We start from the raw sequence: 17,974 nt of genomic DNA on the forward strand, positions 1-17,974 counted from the left end.
GATGTTGGGTTCTGGCCCCGCCGTGTCAGCGGCGGGGTCAGGCTCGTTCTCGTGGTGCAAGGGGAGTGGTTCGGGGAGACGATCGGGCCGGATGTGTGGGTCACATGCCGGGAGTTGATCCCGGCAGGGAGTGTGTTCGCGTTTCTGGCCGAGCATCGCGGCGGGCTGTTCCCGGCGGTGACGTTCGCGGACATGTATCCGTCCGGGAACGAACGGCCGAGCATGCCGCCGCAGATCCTGGCCGCGGCGATCACATTGCAGGCCCTGTACGGGCTCTCGGGCTTCGAGACGGTCCAAGAATTACGGTGTGACCTGCGGTGGAAGGCCGCCTGCAGGCTCGGCCTACACGACATGGCGTTCAACCCGTCGCTGCTGGCCTACTTCCGCCGCCGACTGGCCCGCTCCGCCCGCCCGAACCGGGTCTTCGAGGCGGTCCGCGAGGTCGTGAAGGCCACCGTGTCCTCAAAGGCAAGCACCGGCGTGCGCTGGACTCCACCGTTTTGGACGACGCAGTTGCCACTCAGGACACCGTCACCCAGATCATCGCCGCGATCCGGGCGGTGATCAGGGAAGTCCCCACAGCTTGCGAGGTGGCAGCGGTGCAGTGCACCGCCCACGACTACACCGATCCGGGCAAGCCTTCCATCGCCTGGAACGACCCCGGAGCACGGGCCGCGCTGGTCGACGCCCTGGTCGGTGACGCACTCAGGCTGCTGGGCCATCTGCCCGAGCAGCAGCTGGGTGAGAAGGCCGCGAACGCGGTCGGCATCCTGGCCCTGGTCGCAGGTCAGGACGTCGAACCCGCCGAGGACTCCGACGGCCGTGACGGGCGTTGGCGGATCGCCCGGGGAACGGTGCATGACCGCACGGTGTCCACGGTCGATCCCGAGGCGAGGCACATCCACAAGAACCGCACCCGCCACCAGGAGGGCTTCCGCGCCCACGTGGCCTTCGAACCCGAGACCGGGCTGTTCACCGAGGTCGCTCTGACCGCCGGCAGCAGGGCCGACAACCATGAGGCCGCCGTCGCCCAGGATCTCTTCGCTGACGAGGACACTGCGGTCACCGCGTTGGGCGATGCCGCCTACGGCACCGGTGACCTGCGCGAACGCCTCCAGGCTCAAGGCCACGACCTGGTCCTCAAGCCGCCCCCGCTCAAACCCGCCATCCTCGGCGGGTCACGCCGACGACTTCACCGTCGACACCGCTGGCGGCCAGGTCACCTGCCCCGCCGGACACACCACCCGCCTGGGAAGGCCCGACGCGAAGGGCACACGCCAGGCCCAGTTCAAGAAACTGTGCGCCACCTGCCCGCTCAAACACCGCTGCACCCGCTCCAAGACCGGACGCGTCTTCAGCGTCCACGCCAAGTACGACCTCCTCAAAGCCGCCCGCGAGCAAGCCGCCACCGACCCCGGCTGGCAGGCCGAGTACCGCCGCCGGCGGCCACCGGTCGGGGTGCACCAGGTGCTCGGGGAGGCCGAACAGGCCGCCGTGCGGCAGGCGGTCCTCGATCACTGGCCCTGTGACGTGGGGCTTTCCGGTCAGTTGTGGATGCGGCGGCTGATGGGCGAGCTGATCGCGAAGCTGTACCGGCTGCGGCTGACCGAACCGGGGGCGGGCAAGTACCTGAAACGCTGGGGGCTGTCCTTTCAGCGCCCCGCCAAGCGGGCCGTGGCTCTCTGACACCGGGAGACGTGGTCGAAGATCCGCGCGAAGGCGAGGGCCGAGGGTGGTGAGATCCTCTTCGCCGACCAGGTCGGCGTCCGCTCCGACCAGGTCACCGGCCGCACCTGGGGCGAGAAGGGCAGGACACCCGTGGTGCGGCGGAGCGAGAACCGGTTTTCGGTGAACGCGATGTCGGCGATCAGCACAAGGGCCGGATGCACTTCATGATCTTCACCGAGAGCTTCACCGCCGAGGTGATGTGCTGCTTCCTGGACCGGCTCGCCGGCCACTTCGACCACAAGGTCCACCTCGTCGTCGACGGACACTCCGCCCACCGTTCAAGGAAGGTCCGGGCCTGGCTCGCCGCCCACCCCGACGCCATCGAGCTGCACTACCTGCCCCCGTACTCGCCCGAGCTGAAACCCCGACGAGCTGGTCAACGCCGACCTCGAACACGGCCTGCCCAAGCAGCACCGAGCCCGCGATCAGGCCGAACTCGCCGCGGAGACACGTCGCTTCTTCCGCAGACGCCAGCGCCAGCCGCACATCGTCCGCGGCCCGCACGTCCGCTACGTCCTGGACGAGAACCCCATGAGTCTCTGATCAATATCCCTCAGTCCCGGTTCTGGTGAGGGTGATCACGTTGGCGGTGCTGCTGCAGCCGCCGGGCAGGTTCACGCAGCCGTGGGCGTTCTGCTTCAGGGTGAGCACGGGGTCGCTGCCCGTGATCTGGTAGGTGCCCGAGCCCGCCATCGACACACCGCCTCCCGAGCCGGTGTAGGTGTAGGTGCCGCCGGTGCTGCTGGTGGGGGTGTACGAGTAGACGACCGTGAAGCCCTTGCCCTGTCCCGGCAAGGAGAACGGTGCAGTGAGGTCGGCGACGGTGCCGGAGACCTTCACCGCGTTGCCTCCGCTGGCGACATACGCCCCGCGCTTCGTGTTGAAGTCGATGCTTGCCTTGGCGACACCGCGTCGCGACCTGGCCTCGAGGGACACCGTCCCGCTCTTGTCAGGGGCGTTCGGTGCGGTGTAGGTGAAGGTCGCATCGGCCTTCACCTTGCTGCCGTCGGGCTTGACCGAGGCACCACCTGCGGTGAGGGTCGCCTTGACCGACCCGCCGACGGGCCTGCCGTCGATCCTGCTGCGCGGCGCGGCGTTGATCGTCGAGGATGCGCCGGGCTTCATGCCCTTCGGCCCCGGCGAGGCGGAAGACTTGAGGATCACGCAACGGCCCGACTGCCAGCCCTTCTCGGCCGCCTCGCCGACCTGGCTCTTGACCACCACGGTGTAGAGCGCAGCGAGGGTAACCGCGTCTACGTACAGGGAGGTGTTCTGCTTGCCGCCGCTGCGGTCGAGGGTCGCGGATCGCGCCTTCGCGCCGCCGATCGCGCCGGAGACATCCACGAAGCTGCCCTTGCTGTTCGCGAAGTCGGCCCACTGCATGCGGTACTCGGCGTCGGTGGACTCCAGCTTGGCGTCGTCATCGACCTGGCCGGTGATCGCGATGTCCAGGGTGCCCTTCTGGCCGGTGCTGCCACCCGTTTTCGTCACGGCGATGTCGACCTTGGCGCTCGCCTCGAAGCGACCGCTCGCGTCGGGGCACGGGCTGACCCCGACCTTCACGGTCAGCTTGGTGGTCACGCCACCCGACTCGTGCGTGGCGTCTATGGCCAGATCCATGTGCTCGAGTGAGCCCGAGACCTTGGTCTCCCTGGTCGGGTCCGCGGAAGCGCGCTCACCGTCCTTGAGGTCGTTCGAGGCGGACACGATGCCGTCGGCGCCGAGGGTGGCGACGAGGATGCCGCCGAACATGCCCTGCCCGATGGTCGGACCCGAAGGGTTCGCGACGTAAGCCGCCGGCGTTATCACGATCGGCTGCTCGCCGATCGCCCGCGCCTTGTTGGTGAGGGCCTTGCCGTGCGCGGCGAACGCGGCGTCGGCGGCTGCGGGTCCGCCGAGCGCCGATTCCAAGCCCGAATCGGTCCAGAGCTTCCGCTCGAGGATGTCGTCGAGCCTGGCGAGCTCGGCTTCCTGCTGCTCATGCGAGCGCGCTCGTTCGGTGTCGACCAGGTGCTGCAGCGCCGGAAGGTCCACGATCCCGTCGACGACGACCGGGCCGTACTTGGCCGGCTTTCCCTCCGTGCCGCTCGACTTCGGGCCGCAGGCGCCGAGTGCGAGCGCCGCCACCATGGCCAGGGAGAGCGGGCGGGCAAGACCGAGGTGCGACAACGTGGGTCTCCTTCACACGAGCGTCCGGCGGCCGGATGCACAGCTGTCGTTCGGACGGCAGGCCCGGAGTCAGCCGAACACTATCCGTATGGACCAGAAGCCCAAAAGGGTTCTCTTCAAGGATGTAGCGGACATGTGGGTCGTGGAGATAGCCGCGGACGAGGTGGGGCTGGTGCCGGCGGCAGTGGGAGAACCGCCTGGTTTGGCTGGCGAGTTGGGTCTGGGTACGCGCTTTGCCACTGTTTGGGAGGCTCCGTTTGAGTTCGGTGTTGACGAATTCGTCAGGGTTCAGCTCGGGCGAGTACGACGGCAGGAAGTGCGGCTCGATCCGGTCGGCGTGATCGACCAGCCAGTCGCGGACCGTGCGGGACCGGTGGGCCGAGTGCCGGTCCACCACGAGGTGGATCTTGCGGTCGGAGTGGTCGGCGAAGCGCTCAAGGAACCGGCACACCACGCTTGCGTCGAAGCTCCCGGTGAACACCATGAAGGGCTTGCGGCCCTTCGTGTCGATCGTCGACATCGTGTTCACGGAGATCAGGTTCCCGGTCCGCCGGACGATCGGGGTGCGGCCTCGCTCGCCCCAGGTGCGGCCGCTGACCTGGTCGGAGCGGATGCCGACTTGGTCGGCGAACAGAGCCTCTCCGCCCTCGACCTTCACCTTCGCGCGGATCGCCGGCCAGGACCCTGAACACCGCCGCAACCTCTGCACGGTCACGGCCCTTCACCAGCACGGCCACTGACCGCAGCCGCAACGCTGCCCCGACGGCGACAGACGCCGCCCGTCCCCCCACCAGATCGCTCACACCACTGCAGCGGCCTCGAACCCCAAGCGTTTCGGATCAATACGAGCGCCGGCTCGCCCGGCTGATCCACCGCGAGGTCGACGACCTGCTCTACGCGGCACTGATGCGGACCGGCGTCGCACCCATCCCCGTCGAGCAGTATCGCCAGACCGGCCGGGGATGGGACTACGAGTAGTAACCCAAATGACGTCTACGGTGCGGACCGCTGCTGTGCCTTCGGAAGTGAACTAGCCTCAGAAGCGTGTATAAAGATCGATTGGCGTGGCCGTTGCTCAATTTCGATCTTGGAATCCAGGTCATGAGCCTGTCGCGCTTTGGTGACCTTCACAACACGTCCACTCCGCATAGATCACACTTTCCGCCTGTATGATCAGCAGGCAGGGCGTGCCAATCGATCACCGCACGCCCACCAACGCAAGCTCCTCGCTAATAGCGTCCCGAGCGTAACTATCGGGATGGGGCTGGCAGCGAACATCTCAGTGGCATTTCAATGGAGCACCATGCGTTGGCGTAGAGAGACATCACGGCGCGCATTCGTGAAGGAATGCGAGAGGCTGCTCGCCGATCTCCCGATCCCCACCCCCTTTAGTGCCGAGGCGCTGGCGCGAAGTATGGAGATTGCACGGGGGCGTCAGATCCGACTGGTGCCGCTGGATGATCTCAACGGGGGGCTAGGTTCAGCATGTGGCCTTCGCGTCAAAGCATCGGAGTTCACGGTCGTTCTTTACCGGCGCCGTTCGAGCCGCAATCAGACCGAGCATATTATCCTTCACGAACTCGCGCACGAATGGCTGGACCACGGAACCTCTTTGACTCCTGCAGAGGTTGCACAGTATGTACCGAAAAATGTCCGCGAAGATGTTCTGCGACGGTTCCCCAATGCGATAGTCCAAGGGCGGGTCAACTACGACAGTCCCGAGGAAAAGCAGGCTGAATTGTCAGCTTCCTTGATCAAGCGCATGGCGCGGCAGCAGCCATTTTCCGGAGACGACATGGTCAGCCTCTTGGAATCCTCGCTCTCTCACCCCGTAGCCCCGCCTCGACGGAGCGAGACGTAGTGCTTCAGTTCATTGAGTACTTCACCGCAGTGGCGATGACCATCATCTCTGTATGGCGTTTTCCAGCGGTCCGGTACGGTGACGCCCATCGCCGGGCTCTATGGGGTGGCTATGCCGGATTCGCTGTTGCCCTGTGGCTGAGCACATCTGTAGCAATCACTTCGATGACGCGACTCCCTGTCGTCGATTTGAATGCACTGCTTAGGCATTTCTTCAGCGGTATGGCCATCATGGCAGCCTTGACCTACGTATCCACCAGCTACGGCAAAAGTTCGGCGCCGGTTGTGCCTCGTCACGTTGCCGTCTCGCGTTGGATCGCACGCGTCGCCTACCGGGCTGGCGCGGTAGGCATGGCCCTACTGATCATCTTGTTCTTCACCGTGGTCGACCGGGACACGCCGAGCACCGACTTCGTACTTGATCACGCGGGAGAGTGGGGGGCCGCTCTCTATATGAGCGTCTTCTATTTCTTCCCGCTCGTCACCACTGCCGTCTGTGGCTATCAGTGGACGCGGGCGATGCGGGAGGCCGAGATGGCTCTCATGCGGATCGGCCTGCTGCTCATGGCGATCGCGATGTGGATGGGACTGGTCTACACAGCGTCCCGCATCGCGCTGATGTGGGTGGCGGTGGTTCACCCGTTGGCCCCCTCCGTGGTTGACCAAGTCGTTCAAGCCTCGGCGATTTGGATGAACGTGCTGTTCCTGCTTGTGGCAGTGGGTGTGAGCATCCCTACCACCAGGGCGGCGGCCTCCCGGTGGAGGAGATGGCGCACTCTGTACCGGCTCTACCCGCTTTGGTTCGACTTGATGACGGCGTTTCCCGGGACCAGCCTGTACCCACCGGGTTCCCGTTTCCGCGAGCTCCTTCATAGGCACGCCCCGAGCGATGTCCGCGTGGACAGGTGGACCCAGGACATCGCCGATGCCTACGAGAAGATGCGGTACTACGCCCCCGACGACCTGCGGTATGTCGCGGAGGAGGTGACCGTAGCGCACGGCGATCCCGAGCCGGCGGCAGAGGCGTACTGGATCGCGGCCGCCCTTCGGGCCGTGGCCACTCAGCAGCCCTCCAGCCGTCCTGTCAGGCCCCTGCAAGCGAAGCCTTTCGTGGACACGGACAGTGAAGCTGCCTGGCTGACTAGGGTGTGCAAGATCTACTTGGGCGTCCCCGCCTCCCGTGCTGAGGAAGTCCTCGAACACGCTCAAGGTGAATCGGTAGCGCAATCATCAAGCGGTGGTACGTTCCCAGCGAGCGCTGCCCCGCTGTGCATTCAGCCCCTTCAAGGAGCATGCGATCGCTACAACTGATCGATTCGGTTGAATGCGTGTTTGATTAGCAAGTGCCCGCCAGGAGTGCGAATGACCCTCGGACCTGACAGCTTCCCCCGCGGCTTCGCTTGGGGAACGGCAAGCTCGGCCACCCAGAGCCAGGGGGCGACGCCAGCAGATAACTGGTGGGAGTGGGAGCAGGGTGGCAAAGCTCCACTCAGTGGCTCGGGCAACGACTTTGACACGCTGTACGCATCAGATTTCCGCCTCCTGTCCGACTGGGGGTTCAGTGACTATCGAATGTCTTTGGACTGGGCACGGCTGGAGCCGCAGCCGGGCCATCGAAGCCGGCAGGCAGTCGAGCAGTACCAGGAAATCCTTCAGGCAGGCCGCCGAAGCGGGCTAAACATGTGGGTGTGTCTCCTGCACACATCCTTGCCGGCCTGGTTCGCAGCTGAGGGTGGTTTCCTCTCGCCGCAGGCTGCTGATCTGTGGGCCCGGCACGTGGACTACGTCGCCGAGGTGTTTGGTGACCTGGTAGACGGCTGGATGCCTGTCAATAATCCAACAGGGTACGCAGAGAAGGCGTACCTTCGGGGGACGTTTCCTCCCGGGCGCTCCTCGCAGGACGAGTTCCTTAGGGCACTTCATGCCGTTCATAAGGCGGACTTCGAGGCTGCGCTCCGGCTGCGTCAAACCGGAAAGCTTACCTCCACCAATGAGGCCCTAATCTCACTGCATCCGGCGGACGAGAGTGAAGACGCGATGGCGGTGACCGCTCTCGTGGACGCCGTCATTTGGGATTCGTGGCTGAGATTTGCCCGGACGCCCCGGTATGAAAACGCCTTCGATCAGTACGGATTCAGCTACTATTTTTCGGCAGCGGTAAATGCCTCGGGAGAATTCCTCCCCTACCCCGCAGGGAATGCCGCGGGGCCGCAGGGTTACGTTTCCTGGGCACCTGGCCTCGGGGAAGTTCTCGACAGGCTGAACTCAGAGCTCCCGGGTAAGAGACTCCTTGTGTCCGAGATCGGCTACGGCGGCGACGACGACATCGCGCGAGCTGCATATCTGCCGGCCGCCCTGGGTCAGGTGCGCAACGCCATCGCTGCCGGAATGGATATCGCTGGAGTCCACTTCTGGACTGGCGTGGACAATTACGAGTGGATCGAAGGGTTCACCGTCCCCTTCGGATTGTTCGACCGCAACCGTGTCCCGCGACCGAGCGCACACGTCATTCAGTCCATCATCCGCGGATGATCTACGCGTCCGCCAAACATTGGTCGTCACTTCAAACCAGTGATGTGTACTCGATTGATCTTAATTGGGTGGGAAAGGGTGCAGGCGCTCGGCTGGTACCGTGGGACATGCGGACTGAGTAGATGTTTGGCTCCGCCCCCGTAAGTGGACCCTGGCAGGCGCACAGACGTGCCGTCGCCACACGTAGCCGGGTCCGTGACGCTGTCCCGTCTGGATGGGCGTTCGAAATCTCAGCAATGGAGTTCCCGCATGTCCCACCGCCGCGCCGGCCTCATACTCGATTTCGGAGGCGTTCTCACCACCCCCCTGCTACCTGTTGTGCTCGCCTTCGAGCAGCGTGAGGGGCTCCCGCCCGGTGCCTGTATCTCCGCGCTGTACCAGGATGAAGAGGGCGTCCGACTCACCAGCGATCTTGAGCGTGGTGTGGTCAGCCAGACAGAGTGGAACACCATCGCGGGCAAGAAGCTGGGCGTTTCCCCGGACGGCTTGATGGGGCGGATCTTCGGTGATCTGCGTCCTGAGCCGCTGATGATCAACGCGGCTGCCGCAGCGAGGCGAGCCGGGATCAAGGTGGGCATCCTCTCGAACTCCGTGGGCTTGACGCCTTGGAATCTGTACGACGGTTACGAGCTTGAGCGGCTGTACGACGTCGTGGTCATCTCCGAGCAGCACATGCTGCGCAAGCCTGACCCCGAGCTCTTCGAGATCACGCTCAAGCTCATGGACCTGCCGGCTGAGGAGTGCGTCTTCGTAGACGACACCGAGGCTTACGTGCGGGCGGCGGAGCAGCTCGGCCTCGCGGGGGTGCACAACGAGGCCCCTCAGCAGACGGTGGCCACTCTCTCCGAGCTGCTCGGCGTGGACCTTACGGCGCCATAGCCCAGAGTGGGCCGCTCGACGGTCCGGCCGGTCTCGATACCAAGGACTACGGCGATACCCCAGCAAGGGGGATCGCCGTAGTCCTTTCGCTTTCGTCACTGACGCGGCGGCGAGGAGCTCGCACCGGCCTGGTCCGCGCGCGGTCGATGGCTCGCATCGGAGACCAAGTCGGCAGAAGCGGAAACGCCTCAGCCGCCCAAACCTGCGAGGAGAGCTCGCCGCCGGCGTCACTCCCCGTCCTGCACCTCGGGCAGCCGGTGCTTCAGCTCTCCGACGAGCCCGTTGATGTGGGCCATCATCTCGGCAGACAGACCTCTACTGTTGCCGCGGGCAGCCAGGCCAAGGATCTGCCCGCCGTGAATCGAGCCGAGGAAGCGGAGAGCCTCCAGGAATTCGCGGGCCTCAGGGGCGACCTCGGCATCGTCCTGGAAGAGTGCCGCGTCGACCTGGAGGGCATGGGCTAGGCCGCCACGTACTAGGTCGGAAGCCTCGGTTGTGGCACCCGTGCGAAGGGCGGTGATGTCGCCGGCGGTGACGGTCTCCACGCCCGCATGCTCATTGACGAGCCGCGCGATTTGTTCATCAGAGGGCGCTTCCTGGCCGACATACCCGTACCGTAGGAGATAAGTGATCTTCTCTCCGACCATGCGGGGTGCGGACGTTTGCTCGTCACGCGAGGCCCTGGGGCGAACGCCGAACGAGTAGTCCTGGGCGTCCAGGAGCTCCTGCTCGGTCACCGCATATGCCCGCGCGAGCGGCTGCACGTAAGCGTCGCTGAGCCGGCGTCGGCCAGATTCGGCGTTGCTCACCGGCACGCGGCTCGTGCCGATGACCGCAGCGGCCTGCGCCACGCTGAGGCCAGCGTCGCAACGCAAGAGCTGCAGGTCCGCTGGGCCGTCGTGGGGGAAAAGGGCATCGATCGGCTGGCTGAGCGCTGCCGCAATCACGGGGAGCTTCTCGCCCTTGGGGAAGTCCTGGCCGCTCTCCCATCTCGCGACTGTGGGGGCGCTGACACCCACCATCTCGGCCAGTTCCCGCTGGTGGAGGTCTTTGCCTCGCCGGACAGCACGGACGCGGCTGCCGTCGAATTGACGTGGCACATGAACTCCTGCGGGGTGGCTATCGGGCCGGTGGGGGGCGCCCTCTAGGGCAACTCTAGTGCAGGCTTGATACATCGGCGCAACTGACGTACGTTTCCGTATCGCACCTGGTGGTCGGGCTCCGGCTCTATGGTGCCAGCCTCTTGGGACCCCTATGCATGTTGCGTTGGCGTGGTCACCTGTGCAACGCGCCGCCGGATTCGGTACCCAGTCGTTGCCGACCGATCGCGGGAGCACCTTCCTCGACACAGGCCGTCGCGGGCCCTGCGCGACCTGCCACGAGTAGGGGATGGACTGGCTGCAGGTGTCTACGTATGTTCGTCGTCCCCCGCCGGGCAGCCGCCTGGGGCGAGGTCGACCAGAGAAGAGGTGAAACGAAGGCGAGCGCACGGTCAGTGACGTGGCTCGACAACGAAAACCGGCGCCCGGGAGTTAGCGGCTCCCAAGCGCCGGGCCAGCACCCCGAGAGGTGCCCATACGCATCACGCGGTCGGCGGGGCTTCTTGCACGAGAACCGCCACACCGCGCTCCTACGAACAACGGAGTATCGCATGCTCGCCATGCCGAGCGGAATCCCGGCATGCCCGGACACCAGCCGCCAGCACCACCTCACGGCCCAGCTTGCCGACATGATCCCGGGCGCGGCAACCATCCGGGTCAGCATCAACGACCCGAGGCAGAGGTGGCCCCACCTGCACACCATCGTCATGAACGAGTCCGGGAAATCCCTGGAGCCGAATCGTACGACCGTCAGCGTCGCCGCCCGCTGGATCCTGTGGGTCTGGCCGGAGGCGGACTGGTCCCGGCCGCAGGATCTCGACCTCGCTGCCGCCAGCCTCACCCGCAGTGACCTGGTCGCCGTCGGGCGGGGCCGCTGACATGGCACGGATCCGAACCATCAAGCCGGAGGCATTCGTCTCCGAGTCGCTCGCCGAAGTGAGCGTCGAGGCCGAGCGAACCTTCTTCGGGCTCCTCACGCAGTGCGACGACCACGGCCGCCACCGTGACAACGCCGCGATCATCGCCGGGCTTCTCTGGCCCCTCCGTGCCGAGCACACCTCGGTCCACGTCGAGGACGACCTTCACCAGCTCGCGACCGCCGGTCTTGTTTGCCGGTATACCGGCTGCGACGGCCGCCGCTACCTCCACATCGTGACCTGGTCCGAGCACCAAAAGATCGACAAGCCAAGCCAGTCGCGCCTGCCCTCCTGCCCGCAGCACCAGGCTGCCGCCCGGTGCGCCCCCTGCAAGGGCACCTGCACCAAGCGGACCGAGGACTCGACCACGGTTTTCCGAGGAGTCGCTGAGGTTTCGCCGAACACTCCCCGAATCCTCGATCCGGTCGCGCCATTGGCCGAGATCCCTTTCGAGCACGCGGCCGATACCTCAGCCGCCCGACAGGACGCCTTCGATGACATCATCGGCTCCCGCCAGCGTGCAGAAGTGAAAAGCGCAGGTCAGAAAGCATTTGCCGGGGACTCCCCGAACCTTCCCCGAAGCCTCGAGGAGGGGTCGGCGCCTGGATCTAGGATCTTGGATCCTGGATCCCTTGTCCCTACGGGGCGCACGGCGCCCGCAGCCGGGGCCTCGGCCAACCAGCTCGTTGGCGAGTACGTCGCTGCCTGCGACGAGCGCCCGCCCAGCGACGTGATCGGACACCTCGGCCGGATCACCAAGAAGCTCCTGGGCGAAGGCATTGCCCCGGAGCACATCCGGGCCGGGCTGGCGAATTTCGCGGCCAACCCCAAGCACCCGAGCGTGTTGACCAGCATGGTCAACGAAGCCATGAACGCAGGCTCCGGCGGTTTGGCGCGGCCGGTAATCCGGCCTAGCGTGCCCGCCCACCTGGCATGGACGAACCCGACCAACGCCGCTGCCGCCTACGCCGAGGAGCTGTGATGCGCACCCGTCACCGCGAACCGCAGACCCTTGGCGAGGGCACCCTGGACCGGATGGCTCGAATCCTGGCCGCCCGCAACATCCATCCCGCCACTGCCGCGGCATCGGCCGAGGGGTCTGAGTCCTTCTCCCCGCTAGAGGCACTGTCGGCCGGGATGCCCCCGCGCTACCGGGCCGCCGTCGCCGACCACCCCGAGGTCCTGGCCTGGGTCCGGACCGTCGCCGAGGCCGCCGTCGCCCCCAACCAGGGAGCCAGGCGGCAGGTCACCACCGGACCCAGCCTGCTGATGGCCGGCGTCGTCGGCGCGGGCAAGACGCACCAGGCGTACGGCGCTGTCCGGCGGCTGGTGCAGAGCGGGGTCGGCGTGCGCTGGCGCGCGACCACCGCCGCCGACCTGTACGCCGGCCTCCGGCCCCGGCCTGGCGTCGACAGCGAGCGGGATCTGGCCGCCATCAGCCGCTGCCCCCTGCTGATCATCGACGACCTCGGCGCGGCCAAGGCCAGCGACTGGACCGAGGAAGTGACGTACCGGCTGATCAACCGCCGCTACAACTACGAGCTTCCGACCCTGATCACCACCAACCTCGCGATCAGGGACCTCCGGGCCCACCTCGGTGACCGTGTCACCTCTCGGCTCGCACAGATGACCACCCAGGTCACGTTCGAGCAGGTCGACCGCAGACGGCACCGCCTCGCAGCCTGACCTCCCAGGCCACCACACCGGGCCGCGCCCCCTGCGCGCCGCCCGAGCACTTCCCCGACCCAGCGCACCTCTCCGCCGACGCCTTTGCGCGCGGAGAGCGATCGGAGTACCCCGCATGACCAGCACGACGATCCGCCCTGCCCGCCACCGGTCGCTCGGCGACCACACCTGGCAGGCCGATGCCGTCTGCCAGAGCACCGAGTACAACCCGGTGGACCCCGAGACCTTCTTCCCGGCCCCCGACGAGACCGACAAGATCACCACCGCGAAGGCGCTGTGCCGCCAGTGCCCGGTCCGCCGCACCTGCCTGGACGCCGCCCTGGAAGGCAACGACACCGACGGCATCCGAGGCGGACTGACCGAGGAGGAGCGCGAGCCCCTGCACGAGAGGATTGCCCACCGCCTTGACTACAGTCGCGTCAACGACACCATCGCCGGACGCGACGTCCACCTCACCAAGGCCGAGCGCCGGGCGGTCATCCGCGCCGCCTACCGCCACGGAGTGACCGAACAGCGCCTCGCCTGGCTCCTGAAGATCACCGAGGAACACGCCCAGAAGCTCTACCGCGAACACCGCCACGCCCTGAGCCACCGAGAACTGAACCAGCCCGAGACGACCACCACGCCATCGGAGGCCAGCGGCGAGCACCTGGGCCGCGACGACTTCGGGACAGCGGCGTGATGGCTACGGCCGCGCCGAAGACGGCGCACATATCCGGCTGGGACCGAGCGGCCGTCATCGCCCTGGGCGGCGCGGGCTGCGCCCTGTCGTACGACGCCCTCCAACAGATGGCCGTCGCCATCCACATCCGAGGCTTCCTGACCTACCTCTTTCCGCTGGTGATCGATGGGTTCATCGCCTACGGCATCCGAGCTCTCCTCGTCCTCCGCGACGCACCCCTGCGCGCTCGGCTCTACGTCTGGACGCTCTTCGGCACGGCTACCGCCGCCAGCATCTGGGCCAACGCACTCCATGCGGTGCGCCTCAACGAGCAAGCGGTCGCCGACATCGGGCTCCGGCTCGGCGACGCGGTGGTCGCGGTGCTGTCCACCATCGCCCCGCTCGCCCTGGCCGGTGCCGTCCACCTCTACATCCTCATTGCCCGAAAGCCGGTCAATGACGGTGACCACGAGGACCTCGGTCAGACCGGTGACCTCGGTCAGGGCGACCGGCCCGACGGCATCGAGGTCACCCGGGCCGACCGAGTCGGTCAGCGACCGCAGTCCGGGCTGCCGGCCACTGACCCGGCCGGCCGACCGCCGCTGTCCCCGGACAAGTGGACACCCGTGCCCCAGCCGCCGACCGGGGACAGCGCCCCCGCGGACAGCGGTGACCTGTTCACCGGCCTTCCGGTCACTCCGCCGCCGGTCACCGGTCACCCCGGTCACCCGGACAAGGGCTCTGACCAGCCCGGACAGTCGAACACCGAGCCGCCGGTCACCGGCTTCCCGGTCACTGACCGGGAAGCTCGGACATCGGGTGCCCGGCGGTCCGACCCGGACACCGAGGAGCTGCTGCAGATCGCCCGGTCAGCGGTCAGGGCCGAGGACAAGCTGACCCGCAAGGTGGTCGCCCAGGCGATCCGCGGTCAGCAGATCCCCCTGTCCAGTGACACCCTGACCGCCCTGATGGTCCAGCTCCGCGAGCAGTACGGTCAGCCGGTCACTTCTGCCCGGAACTGACCGGACAGCCGGGAGCGGGTGACCGAGCCGGTCACCCGCTCCCGGACACCACACCCGCATGCCCTCGAACGAAGCGGAGAACGCCCCCCCCGTGCGCACCCACCCGGCCACCCCCGCCGAGGTCGACTCCTGGCTGACCGTCCTGCACCAGCGCGGCCGCCTCCGCCACGCCCAGTCTGGCCCCGACGGCACCTGGATCGTGCATCGCGAGCAGCACGGTCGTCCCTGGACCCTCCACCACCCGGTCTTCGCCATGGACTGGATCGAGGAACTCGTCCGAGAAATCCAGCAGCAGAACCCCGAGACGAGCCGGTGACCACCGACGACCCGGCGATGACCACGGCTGGAGAGCAGCGTGACTCCACGTCGGCTCCCGGCGGAGCAAGTTGTCGCATACGACGGTCCTACGGCCCGTCGCACGCACTTGCCCCCGCCCCGGAGGGCGACGGAAGCCCGGCTGGTCCCCGAGCGAGGGCGCACGGGGACCAGCCGGGCACCCGGCACCAGGGGGCGCCGGTCACTGGGGGAGAAGCAGACGACACCGCCGACCGCGAGCAGCCGAGCTCGAGCACGTCCGCCTTCCCCGACCGCAAGCCGCGCCGCCGCAGCCGCAACCCGAGCGAGCGCACCCGTAAGACGACTACCCGTCTCTCCGACACCGAGAAGGCCGAGATCGCTGCCGCCGCCGCGCAGCGCAACGTCACCGTCGCCCGATTCCTTGCCGCCGCCGGCCTCGCAGCCGCCCGCGGTTCGACCGTCCTGCACACCAACGAACAAATCGACACCGCCATCGACGAGCTGGCCGCCTTGCGCACCGCCCTGGCCCGGATCGGCAACAACATCAACCAGATCGCCTACGTCCACAACGCTGGCGGACAGCCCCGCCCCGGCGAACTCGGCCTCGCCCTCACGGCCCTGACCCGGCTCATGGCCCGCGTCGACGACGCAGCCGACGTCCTGGTGAGGAGGCGAAGCTGATGGTCCCCAAGATCCGGCGCGGCTCCCGGACCCACGGCCTGCTCGTCTACCTGTACGGCCCCGGCAAACGCGACGAGCACATCGACCCCCACCTCGTCGGGAGCTGGGACGGCTTCGCCCCCGACCCCGGACGCGACACCAGCCCCGACCCCGACCCGAAGGTCACCCTCGCCCGCCTCGCCGCCGCACTCGACCTGCGCGTCAAACAGGCCGGCGACAAGGCCCCGACCGAACACGTCTGGCACTGCTCGGTCCGAACCGACCCCGGCGACCGGACCCTGACCGACGCCGAGTGGAACACCGTCGCCCGCCGCCTGGTCCACGCCGTCAACCTCGCCCCCGAAGACGACCCGGACGGCTGCCGCTGGGTCGCCGTACGCCACGCCGACAACCACATCCACATCCTGGCCACCATGGTCCGAGGAGACCTGCGCCGCCCCCGGATGAACTACGACTTCAAAAAGGCCCAGGCCGAATGCCGCCGCATCGAGAAGGAGATGGGCCTGCGCCGACTCAAGCCCGGCGACGGCACCGGAGCCAAGACCCCCACCAGCGCCGAACGCTTCAAGGCCGAGCGCACCGGACGGACCGAAGCCCCACGTGAGACCCTCCGCGAAGCCGTCCGTCAGGCCCTCGCCGGCGCCGCCACCGAAGGGGAGTTCTTCACCCGCCTCCGCGATGCGGGCCTCCGCGTGAAGACGCGGACCGCTCCCTCCGGCGACGCCCTCGGTTACAACGTCGCACTCCCCGGCGACCGCAACCGCCACGGCGAACCGATCTGGTACCCCGGCTCCAAGCTGGCCCCCGACCTGTCCCTCCCGAAGATCCGCCAGCGCCTGGTCGACGGCGCCGTCGACCAGGCAACGCCCCCCGCTGCCAAGGGCCTGCCGGGCTGGTCCCCGCCCGCCCGAGCCCGACGCAGCGCCACCGGCACCGCCGAGCAGGCCGCCGTCCTCCTTGACCGCGACGACGACGAAGCCGCCGCCCAACTCGTTGGCGTCGGAGAGCTCCTGGACGCCATCGCCCAGACCTCCCCGGCCGCCACCCGCGCCGAGCTGGCCGCCGCCGCCCGAACCTTCGAACGCGCGACCCGCAGCCACGTCCGAGCCGAGCGCGCCGACAACCGGGCGATCCGCTCCGCCGCCCGAGGCATCATCCAGGCCGGCGGCGCGCTTGGCCGGGGCGAGGACGGCGGCACCACCGCCATGCTCGTCTCCACCCTGGTCCTGGTCACCCTCGCCGCCGCCCGCTGGCACTCCGCTCGCGGTCACGCCCAGCAGGCCCACGCCTCCCGACAGACCGCCGAACACCTCCGCACCGCCTACCACCAAGCCGCCGCCACCCCCATGCGAGCGCTCCACGAGCAAGGCCGTGCCCTGCCCGAGGCCGAACGCCGGAAGTACGAGGCCACCATCCGAACAGCCCTGCCGGAACAGGGCACACGAGCAGACGGCGCTTCGGCAACGACCGACGCTCTGGCCGCCACCCTCGCCCAGGCCGAAGAAGCGGGACACGACCCCGAGACCCTCCTCCAGCAGGCCATTGACATGCGCGAACTCGACACCGCCGCGGACGTCAACGACGTCCTGGTCTGGCGCCTGCGCCGCCTCGCCCACCTTCCCGCACACCCTGGCGAAGCTCCCCGCCGCACGTCGGCCGGCAGCCGTACCGCCAAGACGTCGACCAACCTCACCAGCGAACTCAAGAAGGCGCCCCCGGCGCCCGCTCGCCCCGCCTCCCCGCGCAATCGCCCGCCGCGCCGATGACTGGACTCCAACAGCCTCGTCAGCCGCCAGCCGGAGACCATGAATGCCCTGGACAGCGGCTTCCACCGCCTGTTACGGATGAAAAAGAAAGCCCACGACCGGGAGATGACGCTCGTGCTCAGAACCAACGACCACACCGCAGCGCCCGCACCCGAGCTGCCCGTCCTCCCCGCCGGCACCAACCCCCTGCTGCAACTCGAATACGAGACGCAGCAGCCCAGTGGCCCCAGCGCCACACGCTGCCTCGGCCACCCCGGCGAGGTGACCCTCGGCGGCATCCCAACCAGGTGCTCGGCCTGCCGAGCCCAACGTGACTGGCTGCTCATCAACCACGGCCGCACCGTCTGGGTCCGCTGCCGCTGCAGCCGCCAATGGCCCGAACCCGAGATCAGCCGCGCCGACTTCGACACCCTGATCGGAAGCCCGCAGGGCACGACCTACCCCAGCGTCGAGCAGGGCCTCATCGCACTCGGCTTCGACGGTGTCTTCGCCGGCGCATACCTGGAGTAGGTGAGCGAGGTACGAAAAGCCAAGGAGCGCCTCCGGCATGTCAGAAGTTGGCTTTGTTCACGAGAACGGGTTCTGGCTCACTTTCCGGGCTCTGTCGCTATTTTGGGGGTTGTTGGGCAGCTTTCAGGTGTGATGGGTGGGGCTCAGATTGCGGACCTTCTACTGC

Annotated in this window: 16 protein-coding genes and 3 pseudogenes; 16 read left to right on the forward strand and 3 right to left on the reverse strand. The window is 67.5% G+C overall.

Going from position 1 to position 17,974, the window contains the following annotated elements; translation table 11 throughout:
- Positions 1-54: 54 nt before the first annotated feature.
- The 3 genes and pseudogenes from ACFCY7_RS22645 to ACFCY7_RS22655 all read left to right on the forward strand — a co-directional run.
- Positions 55-1,157, forward strand: a pseudogene (locus tag ACFCY7_RS22645) (transposase); the annotation flags it as partial.
- Entirely contained in the window at positions 1,078-1,686 is a 609-nt protein-coding gene (locus tag ACFCY7_RS22650) for a transposase (RefSeq protein ID WP_376487764.1), read from the forward strand. The pseudogene ACFCY7_RS22645 and the gene ACFCY7_RS22650, both read left to right, overlap by 80 nt.
- Before the next feature lie 54 nt (positions 1,687-1,740).
- A pseudogene (locus ACFCY7_RS22655) lies at positions 1,741-2,300 on the forward strand (IS630 family transposase).
- Here ACFCY7_RS22655 and ACFCY7_RS22660 read toward each other — a convergent pair.
- The gene (locus ACFCY7_RS22660; protein WP_376487741.1) at positions 2,272-3,897 is read right to left on the reverse strand and encodes a hypothetical protein; all 1,626 of its coding nucleotides are present in this window, start codon (positions 3,895-3,897) and stop codon (positions 2,272-2,274) included. The pseudogene ACFCY7_RS22655 and the gene ACFCY7_RS22660 overlap by 29 nt on opposite strands.
- A 250-nt stretch (positions 3,898-4,147) precedes the next feature.
- A pseudogene (locus ACFCY7_RS22665) lies at positions 4,148-4,612 on the reverse strand (IS630 family transposase); the annotation flags it as partial.
- A 624-nt stretch (positions 4,613-5,236) separates the two neighbouring features.
- On the opposite strand from ACFCY7_RS22665, the gene ACFCY7_RS22670 reads away from it, so the two are divergent.
- The 4 genes from ACFCY7_RS22670 to ACFCY7_RS22685 all read left to right on the forward strand — a co-directional run bounded on the left by ACFCY7_RS22670 (position 5,237) and on the right by ACFCY7_RS22685 (position 9,168).
- The gene (locus ACFCY7_RS22670) at positions 5,237-5,758 is read left to right on the forward strand and encodes a hypothetical protein (RefSeq protein WP_376487742.1); all 522 of its coding nucleotides are present in this window, start codon (positions 5,237-5,239) and stop codon (positions 5,756-5,758) included.
- Entirely contained in the window at positions 5,758-7,068 is a 1,311-nt protein-coding gene (locus ACFCY7_RS22675) for an MAB_1171c family putative transporter (RefSeq protein WP_376487743.1), read from the forward strand. The genes ACFCY7_RS22670 and ACFCY7_RS22675 overlap by 1 nt, the downstream gene beginning before the upstream one ends.
- A gap of 51 nt (positions 7,069-7,119) precedes the next feature.
- The gene (locus ACFCY7_RS22680) at positions 7,120-8,289 is read left to right on the forward strand and encodes a family 1 glycosylhydrolase (protein WP_376487745.1); all 1,170 of its coding nucleotides are present in this window, start codon (positions 7,120-7,122) and stop codon (positions 8,287-8,289) included.
- A 249-nt stretch (positions 8,290-8,538) separates the two neighbouring features.
- Positions 8,539-9,168 (forward strand): HAD-IA family hydrolase, encoded by a 630-nt coding sequence (locus ACFCY7_RS22685; RefSeq protein WP_376487746.1) that lies wholly within the window; start codon positions 8,539-8,541, stop codon positions 9,166-9,168.
- 227 nt (positions 9,169-9,395) lie between these two features.
- Here ACFCY7_RS22685 and ACFCY7_RS22690 read toward each other — a convergent pair whose 3' ends face one another.
- Positions 9,396-10,268 (reverse strand): helix-turn-helix domain-containing protein, encoded by an 873-nt coding sequence (locus ACFCY7_RS22690; protein ID WP_376487747.1) that lies wholly within the window; start codon positions 10,266-10,268, stop codon positions 9,396-9,398.
- 551 nt (positions 10,269-10,819) lie between these two features.
- Between ACFCY7_RS22690 and ACFCY7_RS22695 the strand changes: the two genes are divergently transcribed.
- From ACFCY7_RS22695 to ACFCY7_RS22735, 9 genes are all read left to right on the forward strand, one after another.
- The gene (locus ACFCY7_RS22695; RefSeq protein ID WP_376487748.1) at positions 10,820-11,146 is read left to right on the forward strand and encodes a transcriptional regulator; all 327 of its coding nucleotides are present in this window, start codon (positions 10,820-10,822) and stop codon (positions 11,144-11,146) included.
- A gap of 1 nt (position 11,147) precedes the next feature.
- Positions 11,148-12,167 carry a hypothetical protein gene (locus ACFCY7_RS22700; RefSeq protein ID WP_376487750.1) on the forward strand — a complete coding sequence of 340 codons (1,020 nt, stop codon included), beginning with the start codon at positions 11,148-11,150 and terminating at the stop codon, positions 12,165-12,167.
- Positions 12,167-12,871, forward strand: coding sequence for an ATP-binding protein (locus tag ACFCY7_RS22705; RefSeq protein ID WP_376487751.1), 705 nt, complete (start codon positions 12,167-12,169; stop codon positions 12,869-12,871). Before ACFCY7_RS22700 ends, ACFCY7_RS22705 begins: the two co-directional genes overlap by 1 nt.
- A 115-nt stretch (positions 12,872-12,986) precedes the next feature.
- Entirely contained in the window at positions 12,987-13,553 is a 567-nt protein-coding gene (locus ACFCY7_RS22710; protein ID WP_376487753.1) for a WhiB family transcriptional regulator, read from the forward strand.
- Positions 13,553-14,554 carry a DUF2637 domain-containing protein gene (locus ACFCY7_RS22715; protein WP_376487755.1) on the forward strand — a complete coding sequence of 334 codons (1,002 nt, stop codon included), beginning with the start codon at positions 13,553-13,555 and terminating at the stop codon, positions 14,552-14,554. The genes ACFCY7_RS22710 and ACFCY7_RS22715 overlap by 1 nt, the downstream gene beginning before the upstream one ends.
- A 58-nt stretch (positions 14,555-14,612) precedes the next feature.
- Positions 14,613-14,870: a hypothetical protein gene (locus ACFCY7_RS22720; RefSeq protein WP_376487757.1), complete on the forward strand. Its 258-nt coding sequence runs from the start codon at positions 14,613-14,615 to the stop codon at positions 14,868-14,870.
- Between the two features lie 17 nt (positions 14,871-14,887).
- The gene (mobC, locus tag ACFCY7_RS22725; protein WP_376487759.1) at positions 14,888-15,532 is read left to right on the forward strand and encodes a plasmid mobilization relaxosome protein MobC; all 645 of its coding nucleotides are present in this window, start codon (positions 14,888-14,890) and stop codon (positions 15,530-15,532) included.
- Positions 15,532-17,298, forward strand: a complete 1,767-nt coding sequence (locus tag ACFCY7_RS22730) for a relaxase/mobilization nuclease domain-containing protein (RefSeq protein WP_376487760.1) — start codon at positions 15,532-15,534, stop codon at positions 17,296-17,298. The genes mobC and ACFCY7_RS22730 overlap by 1 nt, the downstream gene beginning before the upstream one ends.
- Before the next feature lie 78 nt (positions 17,299-17,376).
- Positions 17,377-17,808: a hypothetical protein gene (locus ACFCY7_RS22735; protein WP_376487761.1), complete on the forward strand. Its 432-nt coding sequence runs from the start codon at positions 17,377-17,379 to the stop codon at positions 17,806-17,808.
- The last annotated feature ends 166 nt before the right edge of the window (positions 17,809-17,974 follow it).

The sequence above is a fragment of the Streptomyces sp. NPDC056361 genome, assembly GCF_042262805.1.
Lineage (GTDB): Bacteria > Actinomycetota > Actinomycetes > Streptomycetales > Streptomycetaceae > Streptomyces.